The 17,543-nt window shown below is 63.7% G+C and carries 12 protein-coding genes; 7 read left to right on the forward strand and 5 right to left on the reverse strand.

Annotated elements, in window-relative coordinates:
* Positions 1-77: 77 nt before the first annotated feature.
* Positions 78-890 carry a DUF2189 domain-containing protein gene (locus tag Thiosp_RS03980; RefSeq protein WP_201065568.1) on the reverse strand — a complete coding sequence of 271 codons (813 nt, stop codon included), beginning with the start codon at positions 888-890 and terminating at the stop codon, positions 78-80.
* Positions 891-1,540: 650 nt separating this feature from the next.
* Here Thiosp_RS03980 and Thiosp_RS03985 point away from each other — a divergent pair.
* From Thiosp_RS03985 to Thiosp_RS04000, 4 genes are all read left to right on the forward strand, one after another.
* Entirely contained in the window at positions 1,541-2,707 is a 1,167-nt protein-coding gene (locus Thiosp_RS03985) for an ATP-grasp domain-containing protein (RefSeq protein ID WP_201065569.1), read from the forward strand.
* Between the two features lie 11 nt (positions 2,708-2,718).
* On the forward strand, positions 2,719-3,651 hold the full coding sequence (locus tag Thiosp_RS03990; protein WP_201065570.1) for an isoaspartyl peptidase/L-asparaginase family protein: 933 nt from the start codon (positions 2,719-2,721) through the stop codon (positions 3,649-3,651).
* Positions 3,652-3,733: 82 nt separating this feature from the next.
* On the forward strand, positions 3,734-6,184 hold the full coding sequence (locus tag Thiosp_RS03995) for a protein-disulfide reductase DsbD family protein (RefSeq protein ID WP_201065571.1): 2,451 nt from the start codon (positions 3,734-3,736) through the stop codon (positions 6,182-6,184).
* Between the two features lie 31 nt (positions 6,185-6,215).
* A complete protein-coding gene (locus Thiosp_RS04000) occupies positions 6,216-6,833 on the forward strand; it encodes a redoxin domain-containing protein (RefSeq protein WP_201065573.1) in 618 nt (205 codons plus the stop codon).
* A 56-nt stretch (positions 6,834-6,889) separates the two neighbouring features.
* Here the strand turns inward: Thiosp_RS04000 and pap are convergent, their stop codons facing one another.
* Complete coding sequence (pap, locus tag Thiosp_RS04005) at positions 6,890-8,452, reverse strand: polyphosphate:AMP phosphotransferase (protein ID WP_201065575.1); 1,563 nt, start codon at positions 8,450-8,452, stop codon at positions 6,890-6,892.
* Between the two features lie 95 nt (positions 8,453-8,547).
* On the opposite strand from pap, the gene Thiosp_RS04010 reads away from it, so the two are divergent.
* Positions 8,548-8,685, forward strand: a complete 138-nt coding sequence (locus Thiosp_RS04010; protein WP_201065577.1) for a hypothetical protein — start codon at positions 8,548-8,550, stop codon at positions 8,683-8,685.
* A 59-nt stretch (positions 8,686-8,744) separates the two neighbouring features.
* On the opposite strand, the gene Thiosp_RS04015 is transcribed toward Thiosp_RS04010, so the two are convergent.
* Positions 8,745-9,911 (reverse strand): ATP-binding protein, encoded by a 1,167-nt coding sequence (locus tag Thiosp_RS04015; RefSeq protein ID WP_201065579.1) that lies wholly within the window; start codon positions 9,909-9,911, stop codon positions 8,745-8,747.
* Positions 9,912-10,049: 138 nt separating this feature from the next.
* Positions 10,050-11,210 (reverse strand): aminotransferase class V-fold PLP-dependent enzyme, encoded by a 1,161-nt coding sequence (locus Thiosp_RS04020; protein WP_201065581.1) that lies wholly within the window; start codon positions 11,208-11,210, stop codon positions 10,050-10,052.
* Between the two features lie 234 nt (positions 11,211-11,444).
* Here Thiosp_RS04020 and Thiosp_RS04025 point away from each other — a divergent pair, with 234 nt between their 5' ends.
* Positions 11,445-16,121, forward strand: a complete 4,677-nt coding sequence (locus Thiosp_RS04025; protein WP_201065584.1) for a hypothetical protein — start codon at positions 11,445-11,447, stop codon at positions 16,119-16,121.
* 27 nt (positions 16,122-16,148) lie between these two features.
* Here the strand turns inward: Thiosp_RS04025 and Thiosp_RS04030 are convergent, their stop codons facing one another.
* Positions 16,149-16,919 (reverse strand): tetratricopeptide repeat protein, encoded by a 771-nt coding sequence (locus tag Thiosp_RS04030; RefSeq protein WP_201065587.1) that lies wholly within the window; start codon positions 16,917-16,919, stop codon positions 16,149-16,151.
* Between the two features lie 291 nt (positions 16,920-17,210).
* Between Thiosp_RS04030 and yajC the strand changes: the two genes are divergently transcribed.
* Positions 17,211-17,543, forward strand: coding sequence for a preprotein translocase subunit YajC (gene yajC / locus Thiosp_RS04035; RefSeq protein ID WP_201065591.1), 333 nt, complete (start codon positions 17,211-17,213; stop codon positions 17,541-17,543).

Genomic DNA, 17,543 nt, shown 5'->3' on the forward strand with positions numbered 1-17,543 from the left:
CTACTCTGGGACCATGCTCCCGGACTCACGAACCCGCTAGTTGATGGTGTGTGAGAGGCGTGAGTATGACTGGGGGCTCAGGTAGGATCAGACTCCCGCGGTACCAGGTCCCGATACGCATGCCAGGTGGCATGCCCGAGCAGCGGCATTGCGATCACCAAACCGATGTACAAGGTGAGAAAACCCGCGCCTATGACCATCACGATGATGGCCGCCCAGAGTGCCATCGGCAGCCAGTTGGTGGTGACGGCTTTGACGCTGGTGCGAATGGCAGTGAAGCCATCGATATTGCGATCGACCAGCATGGGCACCGAAATGGCGCTGATCGCATAGGCAATGCCCGCCAGCACGAAGCCGACCAGCACACTAGCAAAAACGAATGCATTGTTCTCGCCCGACAGGAACACAGTGCTGAAGAAGGTCTCCAAGGGCGGATTCAGGCTGGTGTAGAGCAGCGCGAACAGCACGAAATTGGCCATCATCCAGAACTGCATGATGATGATGAGTCCGGCGGTGATGATGCTGAGCTGCCCCTGATTGCTTTTCCATGCCTCGAGTGCGTTGCAGAATTGCAGCGGCTCGTTTTTCTCGACATGGGCGCTCATCTGGTAGAGCCCGAGCCCGACGACCGGGGCGAGCAGGTAAAAGCCCGCCGCCAGGAAGGGCACGATGAACACATAGCCTTCCGAGACCAGCGCCCAGGTGAGCACTGCGCTGATCAGCACGATGACGGCGCCATAGGTCAGGCTGTATTTGCGTGCCTGCTGCATGTCCTGCCAGCCCTTTCTCAGCCACTCCCAGGGTTGGTCAATCGTGATGCGGTTGACGCGGATGCCGTCGTCCGCTGTCTGCGGAGGGACGCTGATCCGGTCGATGGTGGGGTTGTCCATGGTCTGCTCCTCGCTTGATGGTATTTCTTGATTTGGTGGCCTCTTTGATCGCTAGTCCGGGATCGACATTCAGGTATCGATCTGCAGGCTTGCTGGTCGGCGCCCTGATGTGGTGCCGTCGTCAGCGAGAGGCTCATGTTGTTGTTGTACGAAAAATCGAACTCTTCAAGAACGTCATGGAATCTGCGAAAAACCGAAAACTCATCCGCGATTTCGATGCGTCTTGATCGAGCGGATGCGCACTTGCGCTCGTCGTATCGGCCGGGCGGTCAGTCAGCCGAAAAAACCGAGTAATTTTGTCATCCACTCATTTCAATCATCGTGAAAGAATCCCGGAATATCAAGCGGGATTCGACCAGCGGTTGGCCGGCTCGGACTTCGCTTGACTGACCGCATTGGTCCTGAGATCACGACGGGCGGGGCGGCTGGGCGGTGAAAGGTGGCCGGTACAAGGCGCTGAGAGTATGCGCTTGCGTGGTGCATTGGGTCCGTCGTATGGAGTGATCTGCACCATTTGGAGCGGCGCTCGGGCGTCTTAAAACCCGGTGCGATGCGCCGAGACCGGTGATTCCTGTCTACGTTCAGTGGGGCATGATTTGTGCTTATGGTTGCACTATGTTCTCCGTGGACGTCTTGCAAGGGCACCGAAGATGGGACGCAGAATCCTCAACCACGATATCATGAACTGCACGGCCGAGGGCGTGCTGGGCAATCACCTGTATTCCGGTCGGGCCGTTGGCATTAGCGACCCGGAGGATGTGGTGATGCTGCATCCCGCGCTCGAGGCGGATTGGGACGCGCTCTGCGCCCACTATGAGCGCATCGGTTTGAGCCACAGCCGGCAGCTTGTCTGGGACGTCTGCCGGGAGCGCTTGCGTGAGTTTCCGGATCATCAGCCCTCGGTGTTTTTCTTTGGTGCTGAGGAGCATCAGATGCGCCCCGACTCGGATTGGCATGGCGCGGTTGCCAGTGTCAATTGCAAGAACGCCTTTATGACCCATGCCGAGAGGCTGGGTGTTCCGGTGCCGGTGACGCGTTGTTTCGAGGATGCGCAAGACATTGGCGAGGATGCCATCGCGACCACGATCTTTCCCTGTTATCTGAAAGCCTCGGTGTCGGTCTCTGGGGTCGGCATTTTTCGCTGCCAGGATGCCGATGCCCTGCGGCGTGCGTGCGGTGAGTTCGCACCAGGAACACCCGTGCAGATTCAGCGCGAGGTGAAGGCCGAGAGCTTTTTAAATCTGCAATACATCAACGACAACGGCCAGGTGGAGCGCCTGGCGGCGACCGAGCAGGTGCTCGATGGCTATGTGCATCAGGGCAACCGCCATCCGGCGGCGCATGCGCCTTGGGAGATGGTCGACCCGCTGGCCGACTGGCTGGGCGAGACCGGCATGCGCGGCGTTTTCGCCTTCGATGTGGCTGTGGTCAGGGAGCCCGCAGCCCAGCTTTCCACAGGGCTTTCGAACAGGCTGGCCAATGGGCTTTCAAACGATCCTGCCAAAGCCCCCGCCGCTGATGCTAACGGTGTCGAGTATTTGGCCATCGAGTGCAATCCACGCTTCAACGGCGCATCCTACCCGACACTGGTCGCGGACAAGCTTGGGGTTTCCGAGTGGCTGGCAATCGCCTTTGGCACCCGGCATCGGTGCCTGGCCGATCTCGACCTCAATGGTCTGGAGTACAATCCGGACACCGGCACCGGCGTGGTGCTGGTCAATTGGGGGCCGATTCAAGTCGGCAAATTCCTTGCGCTGCTTGCCGGTGATCGCAACCAACAGGAAATGCTCGCAACAGAACTCGGCGCGCGCCTATAAGCCTCTTAAAGATGACGTCCAACTCGAACTTCTCCCTGATGATCCACGGCGGCGCTGGCGCGCTCGATAATGTGCGCGACCAGGCCACGGCTGTGCGCTACCTCGAGAGCATGCGGCTGATTCTGGAATTCGGTCGCGAGATCCTCGCGCGCGGGGGCAGCGCGGTGGAGGCGGTGGAGAGCTGCGCCTCGGAGCTGGAAGACAATCCGCTGTTCAACGCCGGCTGCGGCTCGGTGCTGAACGAAGACGGCCAGGTGGAGATGGATGCCGGCATCATGGACGGCCGCGATCTGGCCGCCGGTGCCGTGGCTGGCGTGAGCGGCATCGCCAACCCGGTGCAACTCGCGCGCCTGATCATGGACGGCAGCGAGCATGTGCTGCTCTCCGGCGCCGGCGCGCTGCGCTATGCTGAGCACTGCAAGGTGCCGCTTGCGTCGGATGAGTATTTTCGCACCCCCGAGCGGGTCGCTCAGCTCGCACAGGCCAAGGCGCACAAGGCCATCATGCTCGATCATGACGACTCCGGCGAGGGGCAGAAATACGGCACCATCGGCGCCGTCGCGCGCGATCTCAACGGCAATCTGGCCGCTGCGACCTCCACCGGCGGCATCGTTAACAAGCGCCTCGGGCGCATTGGCGACTCTTGCCTGATTGGCGCCGGCGTCTATGCCGATAACGCCAACGGCGCCGTCTCCACCACCGGTTATGGCGAGGATTTCATCCGCACCGCACTGGCGAAGATGGTCGCGGACCTGATCGAATACCGCGGCCTTGATGCCCAAGGCGCGGTCGATTTCGCGCTGGAGCATTTCCGCCGCAAGGTCGGCGGTCGCGGTGGGCTTATATGCATCGACCACCAGGGCCGCTGCGCCAGCGCCATGACCACCAAGAAGATGATCCACGGCTGGATCGAGCAGGGCGGCGACAGTCACTGTCGGTTCTGATCATCCTGTCATTCGCTGCAGGGGCGGCTTCACTAACGCCCTTTGATGACGGTATGATGGCAGCTGGCGGCGGAGGGTGTTGATGACTGTCTTCGACAAGGGATGGACCTTGAGTGGGTGGCGCCGGACTGCCTTTTGGGTGCGGCGCGGGCTGCCGTTCTGGCTGCTGATTTTGTTCTGGTTCATCACGGCCGCGGCTGTTGCGGCGGCGTCCGATGCGGAGTTTCCCGAGGCGAGTGACGCGGAGGTGGTGACTGACCACCTGACCGCCCGGCTTATCCCGGAATTCCAGCATGTGATGCCGGGAGATCGCGTCGACCTGCTGCTTGTCTTCGACCTACAGCCGGGCTGGCACACCTACTGGCGCAACCCGGGCGATTCCGGCGAGCCGCCGCGGCTGACCTGGACGCTGCCCGACGGCGTGCGGGCTGGACCAATTCGCTGGCCCTATCCCGAGCGCATCCCGGTCGGCCCCTTGGCCAACTACGGCTATTCCGAGCAGGCGCTGCATCTGATCGCGTTGCACATCGACCCCGACTGGCCCGCCGGGCAGCCGATCCCGATTCTGCTCGACGCCAACTGGCTGGTTTGCGCCGAGCACTGTATTCCTGAGTCTGGCCGCTTCGCACTGACGCTGACAGCGCAGCTCGGCGCTTCGGGCGGGGGCGCGGTGTCTGGCGATGCCGAGGGGCTTGGTGATGCCGAGGCGAACGCGCTTTTCGCGCAGGCGCGCGCCGCCGTGCCGCAGCCGTTTGGCGCTCCAGTGCTGCTTGATCGCGATGGCAGTCCGTTGCGCCTGCGTCTGCCATGGGCGAAATTGTCTGGTCAGCCCATTGAGCCCAACGAACCCATTGAGCCCGTGGAGTCCAACCAGTCAAATCAGTCCGTTCAGCTAAAGCAGCCTGATGCGATCAAGCAACTCGAGTTCTTCGCCGATGAGTGGGGGATGATTGAGCACGCTGCTGCGCAAACCTGGCAGCTGCGGGGCGACTGGCTGGAACTCGCGCTCAGTCCTGGCGCGACGCCTGCGTCCGTGGCGCCGTCGGGCGTGCTAGTGGCAACCACCGCTGACGGAGTGCGCGCCTGGGAATTGTCCGCGACCCCGCAATCTCTGCCGCCGCTAGCTGCGAGCGCTGATGCAATACCCGGCGCAATGCCCAAAGCAGGGCAGCATTCAGGGCCGGACGCGACTCTGGGTCTTCCGCTGGCGCTGCTGTTTGCGTTCCTCGGCGGTCTGGCGCTCAACCTGATGCCCTGCGTTTTTCCGGTGCTGGCTATTAAGCTCATGGGGCTGGCCGAGCAGCGCGGGCTCGCTCTGGCAGCGCGCGCCTGGCATGGACTCATGTATAGCAGCGGTGTGCTGGTGTTCTTCGGTTTGCTTGGCGGCGGGCTGCTGGGCTTGCGTGCCGCCGGTGCGGCTGTCGGCTGGGGGTTCCAGCTGCAGTCGCCGGTGTTCGTGGCGCTGATGGCCGGGCTCTTTCTCGTGCTGGGGCTCAGTTTGTCCGGCGCCCTCACCTTGGGCAGCGGTCTGATGGGACTCGGCGCCGGCGGTCGCTTGCTGAATGCTGGCCCGAATACTGGCCCGCCCGATCGGGTGCGGCTGGATCGCGCGGCGCTGGCTGCGTTCGGCACCGGCGCGCTGGCCGCGCTGGTCGCAGCACCCTGCACCGCGCCCTTCATGGGGGCGGCCATCGGCTATGCGCTCACCCAGCCGTGGTTTGCTGCCCTGGCAGTGATCCTGACGCTCGGCCTCGGTATGGCCTTCCCTTTCGCGCTGCTCAGCCTGTTCCCAGCCTGGACGCGCAGGCTACCCCGTCCGGGTCCCTGGATGGAACGGCTGAAGCAACTGCTCGCGTTCCCGCTGTTCGCCACCACCGCCTGGCTGCTGTGGGTGCTGACGCAGCAAACCGGCCCCAATGGCCTGGCGCAGACGCTGATCAGTCTGCTGGTGCTGGCATTCGGGCTCTGGTTGCTGGACGTTGTGCGTCAGGACGGGCATCGCTGGCAGCGCCCGGCGCGGCTTGGGCTGCGCCTGCTGGGTTTCGCCAGTCTGCTGATGGCTATCGTTCTCGCTGCCCAGCTAGGCACGCTGATTGACGCGGACACGAGTACAAGCGCCGGCGACGGCCGCCAGCAGGCAATACAGCAGGCAACACAGCAGGCGCAAGCTCAGGGTGTGTTGCCGTCAATGCCTTATTCCGCCGCGACGCTCGATGCCGCTCTCGCTGAGGGGCGGTCGGTGTTCGTCAACATGACCGCTGCCTGGTGCATTACCTGCCTGGTCAACGAGCGCGTTGCGCTTACCAGCGATCGGGTCGCCCAGGCGTTCGCCGAGCGTGACGTGCTCTATCTGAAAGGCGACTGGACCAATCATGATTCAGACATCTCGGCCTATCTAAGTGACTTTGGGCGCGACGGTGTTCCGCTCTACGTTTATTATCCGCTCGGCGCCGAGCCTCAGGTCCTACCGCAGTTGCTAACGCCAGGACTGGTCCTGGAAGCTCTTGAAACGCCTGGTGGCGGCAGCAACTGACTCCAGCAACACCTCACCTAAGGAGAATCCCATGCAACAAGCTCAACACCCACTGCTCACCATCGGCCTGACGCTCTGTGCTGCTCTGTTTAGCCTGAATCTGGCTGCAGCGCCTGAGGTTGGCGCGCCCGCCCCGGATTTCTCAGTGATCGACACCAAAGGCGAGGTCTGGACACTCGATCATTTAAAGGGCAAAACAACCATTCTCGAATGGACCAATCACGACTGTCCCTATGTGCGCAAGCACTACGACAGCCGCAACATGCAGCGACTGCAGCACAAGGCCGCGGAGGAGGGAGTGGTTTGGCTGACGGTCATTTCCTCGGCGCCCGGCAAGCAAGGCCATGTCAGCCCCGAACAGGCCGATGAGCTGACCGCCTCGCGCGAGGCCGCGCCGGTCGCCGTGTTGCTTGATGAAAGCGGTGAGATGGGCGGTGCCTATGGTGCGAGCACCACACCGCATCTGTTCATGATCGACCCCGAGGGTACCCTGATCTACATGGGCGGTATCGACGACCGCCCGACCTCGGATGTGGCCGACATCGATGGCGCCACCAACTATGTCGACCAAGCCTTGGCCGAGCTGGCCGCCGGCGAGGCGTTGTCGACGCCGGTCACCCGACCTTACGGCTGCTCGATCAAATATTGAGTGAAGCTACGGCCCGGTGTGCAGACGGCAGCGCAGTCCGGATGCGAACGGGTCAGCTATTCGGCATCGCCGGCCGTCTGCCCGACCTCATCCCCGCAGCGCTTGACGCCGTTTAGCGAGGCTACCCCGTCCTGCTGCAACCCGGAGCGTAAGCGCTCGCAAAGGGTCGAGAGTACCTTGATGCGCGCGAAAGGCTTGTCGTCGCCTTCCACGAGCGTCCAAGGTGCATACTCGGTGCTGGTGCGTGCGACCATCTCGTTGACGGCAGCCTTGTACTGATCGGCTTTCTCGCGATTGCGCCAGTCCTCGTCGGTAATCTTGTACTGTTTGTAAGGCGTGTTCTCACGGTCGCGGAAGCGGCGCAGTTGTTCGTCGTCGCTGACTTGCAGCCAAAACTTCATCAAAATCGCGCCCTGCTCGACCAGCTGCTCCTCGAAGTCATTGATCTCGCTGTAAGCGCGACGCCATTCGGACTCGCTGGCAAAGCCCTCGACGCGTTCCACCAGTACCCGGCCGTACCAGGAGCGGTCGTAGATGATCATGTAGCCTGCGCGTGGAATGTGGCGCCAGAAGCGCCACAGATAATGGTGGGCCTTTTCTTCGTCAGTTGGCGCTGCCACCGGAATGGCACGATACAGCCTGGCATCCACCGCGCTGGTGATGCGGCGGATGGCGCCACCCTTGCCGCCGGCGTCCATGCCCTCGAACACCAACACCGTCGTGCGCTTTTTCTTGTAAGCGGTCCAGGCCAGCTCGTTGAGCTCCGTCTGCAGGCGCTTGAGCTCGGACTTGTAGATGTTGCGCTCGAGCTTCTGGTCGAGATCGAGCTGGTCGAGCAGGGTGATCTGCGCCGGCGCGCTGTCGGGCAGGTCAAGCGGATCAGCGGTCGGCGGCGGCTCCATCGGCAGCGGCTGTTGCAGCCGGGCGCGAATTGCCTGCAATAGCGTTTTGCCCACGGTCAGATCGCGATAGCGGTTGTCGGTCGCCTCAATCAGATACCAGGGCGCGATGCCGCGGTCAGTCTGGCGAATTACGCGCTCGGCAACATGCTCGAACTGCTGATACTGCTCGGAGAACTTCGATTTTTCCGGCAGCATCTTCCAGCGGCTGCGGTCATCGCGCGAGAGCTCCTTCAGCCGCCGCTTCTGGTCCTTCTCGGTGAGATGGAACCAGAACTTCACCACCAGCGCACCGTCGTGCGTCAGCATGCGCTCAAAATCAACAATGCGTCCGAGCCCGGCATCAAGCGCCGCGTCGTCGCACAGCCCCTGAAACCGGTGCTCGATCGGCGCCAGATACCAGCCGCCGAACAACACCGCCATCTCCCCGCGCGGCGGCAGATTGCGCCAGAAGCGCCAATAGCGCGGGCGCTCGCGCTCCTCGTCGCTCAGATCCCAGTAGGCAAAGGTCTGCAAACCGCGGCTGTCGAGCCACTCGTTCAGCCGATTGACCACCTCGCCCTTGCCGGCCGCCTCCACCCCGGAGACGATCACCACCACCGGGATTTCTGCGTCGCGCATCTGCCGCTGCACCTCCAGCAACTGCGTGCGCAGCTCATCGCGCTGCTCCTTAAACTCGCTCTTGCTGACCGAGCGACCGACTTTGGTGGCCTCGAACATGGTATGGCGTCCCCTGTGAAAGACAGAATTCGATAGCCCCGCAGATGCCGAGTGGCACCTCCGGTGAGGCTGCCGCGACCGGATACCGGCCAAGTGTGAGCACTGCAAGCAGCGGGGTCAATGCCCGTGGGCGCGCCGCCCACGACCACCGATCCATGCTGGGCGGATTGAAACTCAGCAGCGATCTGCTGCTGGTCGAAGGGAGCAATCCCGAATGGCCGCGCGCGGCCTAGGGATGAAATCGGCGAGAGGTGGCATGGATGTGGAAAGATTCGACAGAACCCGGATCAATTTAAGATGCTGACTGGATGAGCGAGCAAAACTCGCGCAGGCCGATGACCGTGATTCCTCCAGGTTTTCGGTAGCGATCCTCGCCGCTGTAAATGATCCAGGCTTGGTCTGGTGTCAAATCCGCCAGGGCATGGTGGAATCCGCGATCCGGGGTCGGAGTAAGCCCGCGCTTGATTTCGATGGCCCAGGTTTCACTGTTCGGTAGCTCAAGCACGAGATCGATCTCGGCCCCCGCAGCGGTGCGATAGAAGCTGGCCTGAGTGCCATCGGGCGCGCATTGGAGCAGGTTTTCGAGCACGAAGCCCTCCCAGCTGCCACCCACCACCGGGTGACCGAGCAGCGTCTCGCGGTCGCGCAACCGCAACAGTATGTGAACCAAGCCTGAGTCGCGAATATAGATTTTGGGCGAACGCACCAAGCGTTTGCCGACGTTGGCGTGGTAGGGCGGCAAGCGCCTGACCAACAATAGATCGACCAGAAGATCGAGATAGCGTCCCACCGTGCGACCGTCGAGTGCGAGGCCGCGGGCCAGTTGCGCCGTATTCAACAGTCCGCCTTGGTGGTGGGCTAGCATGGTCCACAAGCGTCGCAAGGTTTCGGCTGGCGTGCGGGCTCCGAGTTGCGGAATGTCCCGCTCCAAATAGGTGCGGACAAAGTTTTCTCGCCACAGCAGGCTGGTCCGATCGCTGCTTGCAAGGAAACTTTCCGGGAGACCGCCGCGCACCCATAAGGCATCGCGGGCATCGGGCGCGATTTCCAGCACATCAAAGGGGGCGAGCTCGACATAGGCGATCCGCCCCGCGAGCGTTTCGCTCGACTGGGCGATGAGGTCGATCGATGCCGAGCCAAGCAGCAGGAACTGTCCCGCCGCGCGACCGTTGCGCCGCCCCTGGTCGATCAATCCGCGCAGGGCTTGGAAGATCTCTGGTATGCGCTGGATTTCGTCCAGGATGACGAGCTTATCGGCATGACTGGACAGATAATCGACCGGGTCTTGAAGCTTGTCACGATCCGGTGGGGATTCGAGATCAAGGTAGAGACTAGGGTGCGCGTTCTCAATGGAACGTGCGAGCGTGGTCTTGCCGACCTGTCTGGGGCCGAGCATGGCGACAGCCGGGAACTGAAAAAGGCGTTCACGCAGAATGGGCGCGAGGCGACGGGGAATCATCCTTGTAAAAATAGCATCATGCTGTAACTTTTACAATGTTATGTTGCTGAGAGACCTTTGCGCTGCCGCGTTTTTTGGACAATCACAACGCCTGTCTGCTTGAAACCGCATCCACAATTGTGGTTTCTTGTGTTCATCTTAGGAGCGGATGCTCAATGCTCTTTCTGCAGTTAGTGCCACCGCCTGCTCAAGATGCTCAATGGGCGTGTGGAAATGCGGTGAGAAGCGGATGCCGCCGCCGCGTGCGGCGCAGAGCAGGTTCTGCTCCATCAGTTTGCGCCAGAGGGGTTGGTGGTCGTCCAGGCCGGGAATGCGGAAGGTGAGGATGCCGGCGCGGTGCTCGGGCGCGCGCGGGGAGAGCAGCTCAAAGCCTTGAGCGTCGATCAGCTCGATCAGGTGGTCGATGCGCTCGGCGATGGCCAGTTCGATCTGGTCCAGGCCGGCTTCTTCGAGCAGTGACAGGCTGGCTTCGAAGGCGTGGGTGCCGAGCATGTTGGGGCTGCCGCATTCGAAGCGCCGAGCGCTGGCGGCTGGTTGCCAGTCGGCGCGGTCGAAGTCGCCCATGTGCTCGACCATGTGCCAACCGAACTGGTGCAGCTTGAGCGTTTCGCGCAGCTCGGGGCGGCAGTAGAAGAGTGCAATGCCTTCGGGGCCGAGCATCCATTTGTGGGCATCGGCGACGATGAAATCGGCCGGCATGCGCGCGAGGTCATAGGGGATGGCGCCCAGGCCCTGGATGGCGTCGACGCACAGCAGGATGCCGCGCGCGCGACAAGCTTGGCCGAGGCGTTGCAGATCCAACCGCCGCCCGCGCGCGTATTGCACCCAGCTGACGGCGATCATCCGGGTGCGGGCGTCGCAATGCGCGAGCAGGTCATCCTCGGGGGACTCGGATTCCGCAAGCTTGAGCGCTCGCCACTCCACACCTAGATCGCCGTGTTTGGGGTCGGCCAGGGACTCCCAAACAATGCGGTTGGACGGGAATTCCTCGGCGATGCCGACGATGTTGTCGCCGGGCTGCCAGTCGAGCCCGTAAGCGATGACCGACAGCGCCTCCGAGGTGCTTTTCGCCAGTGCAATGTCATCGGCCGATGCCGCGCCTATCAGTCGCGCCAGGCGCTCACGCAGCCGTTGTTCGGTGGCCTGCCAGTGCGGATAGCGGAGCGAGCCCTGGGTGGCGTTCTCCTCGGCGAAGCGACACACGGCATCGCGGGTGCGCAGGGGCCAGGGGCCGATGGCCGCGTGGTTGAGGTGCAGCAGGGACGGGGATAGGTCGAATTCCGATAGCAGGGCGTTCATGGTCAAATTCGCGCGATGATGTGCTGGAGGTTTTGCCGGTCATTATGCAGACCTTGATCATTGCCCGCTCAGTTGGCGAGCGGTCTTGGACGTGCACCGATCAAATCACGCATGATTGAAGCGCGGCCCCGCGCGTTATAGTCTCGACTCCTGTGCTTGTCGCGCACTGAGAAATGCGCGAATTCTTCCCGCGAGCTCAGAAATGCGCGAATTCTTGCCGCGAAATGCAGGAATGTGCAAAAGCACCCCGAGATCGGCATCAGCACCACCATCATCGCCAACTGGGTCTTCGCCGCCAGCGTGGTTGAGGAGCGACACATGAAACCTGTTCGAGGACTTGCTCATTTCTGCCATTCGTCAGGCGCGAGGGGCTGGCTGGTGGGATGTTTGCTGGCTCTGGGAGCTCTGGCGACGGTGACAGGCGCAGCCGGGGCCGCTGACGGGGCCGGTGCCAGTGCAAATCTCAGCGCCAATCTCAGCGACAGCACCAGCGCTTCGAGCCTGAGCGATGTTCCGCCCATGCTGGCACCCTGGGTGCCATGGGTGCTGCGTGATGCCGACTGGCGCGATTGTCCGCTGGCACCGATGGGGACATCGCCCGCGCGGGCTCTGTCGTCGCAGGTGGCTGAGCAGGAGAAAGGCCGGCTGTGCCTTTGGCCTGGCGCCTTGACGCTCAACGCTAATGAAGCGGGTGGGCGTTTCGCCCAGACCTGGCGTCTGTATGCGCCGCGTTGGGTGCCCTTGCCGGGGGATGCCAAGACCTGGCCGCAGCAGGTGGAGGTCGATGGTGACTTCCAACCGGTGCTGGATCAACAGGGGCGGCCGGCGGTGTTCTTGCAGGCCGGGGAGCACGACGTCGAGGGCCGCTTTGTCTGGTCGCGGCTGCCTGATGGCTTGCAGTTGCCGGAGATTCGCGCGCGGGTGAATCTGCGCTTGGGGAACAAGGACATCCAGGCACCGCGCATCGACGCCGACGGGCGTTTGTGGCTCGGCACGGGGCCGGTGAAAGGGCAGGGGCCGGACGCGGCAGAGGCAGGTCGCGGCGACACCCTGGCGCTGGATGTTACCCGGCTGCTCGCCGATGGTGTGCCGGTGCGCTTGACCACCCGTTTGGAGCTCGAGGTGTCCGGTCAGCCGCGCGAGCTGCGCCTGACTGGCGCCGTGCCGCCCGAGGCGCTCGCGCTGCAGATCGACAGTCCGCTGCCGAGCCATCTCGATGATCAGGGGCAATTACGATTGCAGGTTCAGCCGGGCCGCTGGGTGGTGCAGGTGCAGGCGCAATATCCCGGACGCCCGACGCGCTTCGCGCTGGCAGGAATCGAGGCCCCCTGGCCGACGCGGGAAGTCTGGGCCTTCCGTGCCGATCCGGAACTGCGCCAGGTCGAGGTGCAGGGTGCCCCGGCGGTCGATCCGCGCCAGACACGTCTGCCGCCGGATTGGCAGAGTCTTCCCGCTTATGGCATGCAGGCTGGCGATACCTTGGTGCTCGAGCCCATGTCCGCCGCCCAAGCCGGGCGCGCGCGGCTGCGCCTGGAGCGCGATCTATGGCTCGACTTCAGTGGTCGCGGCTATAGCCTGCGCGACCGTATCGACGGAGAGCTTGCGGGTCTGACGCGACTGGATGCCCGCTCGCCCCTGCACCTGGGGCAGGTGCGGGTTGATGACCAGCCACGCCTGATTACCCGGTTGCCGGCGCCAAACCAGCCCAATTCGGACCAATCTCATTCAGATCAGCCAGATTCGGATCAGTCCAATTCGTCCGGCGTCGAGGTGCGCGGCGAACTACTGTCCCTGTTGGCTGATGGCCGCCTTGACGCTCTGCGCGCCAAACTGCCGGCTTCGGGCTGGGCGGTGCCCTTCGAGCGCATTAGCACCAGGCTCTATCTGCCGCCAGGCTGGGACCTGCTTGCGGTAACAGGCGCGGACAACCTGCCAGGCAGCTGGCTTGCGCGCTGGTCGCTGCTGGACCTCTTTCTGGTGCTGGTCGCGGCCTTGGCTTGCGCTCGCCTGTGGGGCTGGCGCTGGGGTGTCCTGGCGCTGCTTACCCTGGTGCTGATTTGGCAGGAGCCGGATGCGCCCCTGGCTGTCTGGTTGCACTTGATCGCCGCCGCCGCGCTGTTGCGTCTGTTGCCAGCAACGCGCGCGCCCGATGACACTCAACCGCGCGCATTGCAGCGCGCGCGGGTGCTGGTGCAGTTGTACTTTCGCGCCGCTTTGCTGGTGCTGGTGCTAATCGCGATCCCTTTTCTGGTGCAGCAGATGCGCGACGGGCTCTATCCGCAGTTGAATATCAGTCCGACAACCGCCTTCAGTGCGGTGTCTCGCAATCAGGCGCCCGCATCGCTGATGGACGAGGCCGATGGCATGGTGCAGGCTGAGTTGGCGCGGTCGGCGCCTGCGCCCGAGCCCTATGCCAACCGCTCCGGCGGCGTATCCTCGATGGCCAAGTCCAAGGCACCGGATTGGAACGCCCCTCCGCCGGGTGCTGTGTTGCAGACCGGAGCTGGGGTGCCCGATTGGCGCTGGAATGCCTTTGATCTGCAATGGAATGGCCCGGTCGCATCCGATCATTCCATCCGTCTATGGCTGGTGCCGCCAATCGCCGCGCTGGTGCTGGCCGTTGCGTCTTTGCTGCTGGTGCCGGCCTTGGCGCTAAGAATCGCTGATCTGTGGCCGCCCGCCCGCGGGCTTGGACGTGGCCCGGGACACCCTGGAGCCAGTGGCGCTGGCAAAGTTGCCGGTAATGGCGCTGATAATGATGCTGGCAAGGGCGCGATAATTGCACCGGCCCTGGCGCTGATGCTGCCCTTGCTCGCAGCTCCCTGGCTGTTGCCGCAGCCAGCGCAGGCGGCGGAAGCGCCGAATGTATCGACGGCCACCGGCGCCCCGCGGCCAGCGTCTGCATCGATAGCAGCGGCCCCGGCCCCCGGCGTGTCGGTCGACACTTCTGCTTTTCCGCCGTCCGGCCTGCTCGATGCGCTGCGCGAGCACCTGCTGGAAGCGCCGGAGTGCTGGCCGGATTGCGTCACGCTGACGCGCCTGCATCTCGAGGTCGGCGATGACCAGCTGCGCTTGCTGCTGACGGTGTCCGCGGGTACCGACGCATCCTTGGCGCTGCCCGGTGGCGATTCGACCTGGTCACCGCAAGAGGTGTCGATCGATGGGGCTGAGCTGCCGCTGGCGCGTCGCACCCAAGACGGCCATCTGCTGGTGCCGGTTACCGATGGACGCCATCAGCTTGAGCTGGTTGGGCCGCTCGATGGAGCCGTGCGGGTTGAGTTGCCACTGCCCTTGATGCCGCGCCTGGTCACGACCGATCTCGACCCGGCCTGGCAGCTCGAAGGGCTGCGGGCCGATGGGCAAGCCGGCTCGCAGCTGCGCTTGGTGCGGGTTGCGACCTCATCGGGTGCGCAGCAGGCGCGGCAGGCACAACAGGAGCCGGAAACGGCGCTCACACCGCTGCTGCGCCTGGAGCGCGACCTTAACCTCGGGCTGACCTGGGAGCTGCGCAGTCGCGTGCGGCGCTTGTCCCCGGCCGATACCTCGGTGAGCTTGTGGCTGCCGCTGCTCCCCGGCGAGGCCGTGACCAGCGCCGAGACGCAGGTGGTGGAGGGTCGCTTGCTACTGTCGCTGGCACCCGGCCAACGCGAATTGGCCTGGTCATCGCGCCTGGCACCGTCGCAGCAGTTGGAATTGCAGGCAAGTGTTGACTCGCGCCTGGTCGAGACCTGGTGCATTGGCGTCAGCCCGTTTTGGCATTTGCAGACCGAGGGTATCGCGCCTGTCGGTCGCGACTGCGGTGATGCCGGGCGCTCTGCAGCTGGCAGGGCAACGCCAGCGCGGCTTTGGCGGCCTTGGCCCGGAGAGCATCTCGGGCTCGATCTGGTGCGACCGGGCGCGGTGCCCGGCCCGACGCTGACGCTGGATCAGACGCGCTATGAGTTGACGCCGGGACGACGGGCGAGCGAGGCATCGCTCAATCTCAAAATCCGCAGCAGTCAGGGCGGGCAGCATGAAATACGCCTGCCAGAGGGCGCCGAGCGCCTCGAAGTCCGCATCGACGGCGATGTGCGCGGACTGGCACTGAAAGACGGCCGGGTCGATCTGCCGCTGGTGCCTGGCGTGCAACAGGTGGCGCTGGCCTGGCAGCAGCCGGGGGGCATGGCGCTCAGCTATCAGCCGGCGCCGGTCGATGTCGGTGCAGCCAGTGTCAATGCCAGTACCGAGGTCAAGCTTGGCGCGGACCGCTGGGTGCTCTGGGTCCAGGGCGCCGGCGTTGGGCCGGCGGTGCTGTTCTGGAGTCTGCTCGCGGTGCTGGTGGTGCTGGCCTGGGGCCTGGGGCGGTTGCGCCTGACGCCGCTCGGCTGGGTGGATTGGCTGCTGCTCGGCATCGGGCTGAGTCAGGCGGATCTCTGGGTGGGCCTGCTCGTGGCCGGCTGGCTGTTGGTGCTGGGCTGGCGCCGGCGCCTGGATGGCGAACATCTGCAGGCCATGCCGGCCTGGCGTTTCGACCTGGCACAGATCGCGCTAGTGGTCTGGACGCTGCTGGCGCTAATGGGCCTGTTGGCGGCTATTCAGCAGGGGCTGCTCGGGCCGCCGCGCATGCAGATTGCCGGCAATGGCTCGGATGCCGGGCTGCTGCGCTGGTATCTCGACCGCAGCGGGCCGCAGTTGGGCGAGGTACTGGTCCTGTCGGTGCCTATGTTGGTCTACCGGCTACTGATGCTGGCCTGGGCACTGTGGCTCGCGCTGCGTCTGCTGGCTTGGCTACGCTGGGGCTGGCAGTCCTTCTCCCAACCGCTGTTGTGGCGGGCGCTGCCGTCGCGCAGCAAGAACAAAGCCGCCACGCCCTCCGGGCGCCCGGGTGAGCCTGGCACGGGGGCGGATGCGTCTTTGAGTCTGGATATCTGAGGCGAATTGATCGAACGGTGGGAGAATTTAGTGTGCCGTCGCCGGGGTGCCTGTCATGAGCGATTGGGCCACCGCGCGGCTGCGGTTGGCTTCCTGCTCGTTGCCGTTGGCGGTTTGCACCTCGGCCAGGATCTGCCAAGCGTTCGGGTCGGTCGGACTGAGACGCACGGCGTGCTCCAGAATGGTTACGGCATCTTCGCTCTTACCGCTCTGTGCCAGTAGCCGGCCGAGGTTGTTGTAGGCGCCGGCGTATTGCGGGTCGAGCTTGATGGCGGTCAGAAAGGCTGCGGTGGCGGCATCTGTCTGCTCTTGCATCATCAGCATGGCGCCGAGGTTGTTGCAGGCGGCGGCATTGCTGGGGTCGAGTTCCAGGCAGCGGTCGAACGCCATGCCGGCTTCCTCGATGCGCTCGAGTTGGGCGAGCGCGACGCCGAGGTTGTAATGGTATTCGGATGCGTCCGGCTCCGAGGCCAGGCCACGGCGGATGAAGGTCAGCGCGGCTTCCGGATCGCCGCTGGTAATCTTGAGTACGCCGAGCTGATTCAGAGTGATGGGCTCGTACGGGTCCTGGTTCAGCACGTCGCGATACAGGGCCTCGGCCTCGTCGAGCCGCCCCTGCTCGTGCAATTCATCGGCCTGGCTGATCATCTCCGCAAGCTCGGTGGGGATTTGTCGCTCTTTCGCGACCCGCGCGGCATCGTCGCTCAGCCCGGTGGCGGCGTCGCGACCGGAATCGCTGCCCTGCGTATCGGCTTGGCCGTCGGGCAAGGCATCTTTGGGCATGAAAATTTCAGCCATAGTCAGGGGTCCTCGGGAGCTCTGGTGGCGCGGCGATCATTGCGCGCCTTAAGATTTGGTTCCGTGCTTAACATCAGTCTGTGCGAATTCAGCTGATATTTCCAGCATTAACGCCCGGGAAACCAAAAAACTTGACGCTGGGCACTTTTTTGTGGCGCCCGCTGTGCGGCCGGATTGCGCCCTGAATGCGACCGGAATGCAATTGGGGTCTGCCGAGCGTTTGCAGACCTGTGCTATAGTCGGGGGCTGATTTTTCGCTGACCAGTGCGTGGCGCTGTGGAGAAGATGAATATGAGCTTTTTCATTTCCGATGCGATGGCCCAAGCGGGGGGCGCGGCTCCAGCAGGCCAGTCTCTGTTAGGGCTGCTGTTTCCGATCGGCCTGATCATCATTTTGTATTTCCTGATGATTCGCCCGCAGATCAAGCGCCAAAAAGAGCACAAGGCGCTGGTGGAAGGGTTGAGCAAGGGCGATGAGGTCGTCACCATGGGCGGGGTGGCCGGTCGCATTGTTGACATTGGCGATAACTTCGCGCAGTTGGAAGTTGCCGATGGTGTGACCATCAAGATTCGCCGCCCCTCGGTCGAAGCGGTGCTGCCGAAGGGGTCCCTGAAAGAGCTCTGA

The organism is Thiorhodovibrio litoralis, from assembly GCF_033954455.1.
GTDB lineage: Bacteria > Pseudomonadota > Gammaproteobacteria > Chromatiales > Chromatiaceae > Thiorhodovibrio > Thiorhodovibrio litoralis.

Excerpts from the sequence above, each read along its gene's own strand:
- Thiosp_RS03980 (WP_201065568.1), bottom strand. The coding sequence starts at position 890 with ATGGACAACCCCACCATCGACCGGATCAGCGTCCCTCCGCAGACAGCG.
- Thiosp_RS03985 (WP_201065569.1), top strand. The coding sequence starts at position 1,541 with ATGGGACGCAGAATCCTCAACCACGATATCATGAACTGCACGGCCGAG.
- Thiosp_RS03990 (WP_201065570.1), top strand. The coding sequence starts at position 2,719 with ATGACGTCCAACTCGAACTTCTCCCTGATGATCCACGGCGGCGCTGGC.
- Thiosp_RS03995 (WP_201065571.1), top strand. The coding sequence starts at position 3,734 with ATGACTGTCTTCGACAAGGGATGGACCTTGAGTGGGTGGCGCCGGACT.
- Thiosp_RS04000 (WP_201065573.1), top strand. The coding sequence starts at position 6,216 with ATGCAACAAGCTCAACACCCACTGCTCACCATCGGCCTGACGCTCTGT.
- pap (WP_201065575.1), bottom strand. The coding sequence starts at position 8,452 with ATGTTCGAGGCCACCAAAGTCGGTCGCTCGGTCAGCAAGAGCGAGTTT.
- Thiosp_RS04015 (WP_201065579.1), bottom strand. The coding sequence starts at position 9,911 with ATGATTCCCCGTCGCCTCGCGCCCATTCTGCGTGAACGCCTTTTTCAG.
- Thiosp_RS04020 (WP_201065581.1), bottom strand. The coding sequence starts at position 11,210 with ATGAACGCCCTGCTATCGGAATTCGACCTATCCCCGTCCCTGCTGCAC.
- Thiosp_RS04030 (WP_201065587.1), bottom strand. The coding sequence starts at position 16,919 with ATGGCTGAAATTTTCATGCCCAAAGATGCCTTGCCCGACGGCCAAGCC.
- yajC (WP_201065591.1), top strand. The coding sequence starts at position 17,211 with ATGAGCTTTTTCATTTCCGATGCGATGGCCCAAGCGGGGGGCGCGGCT.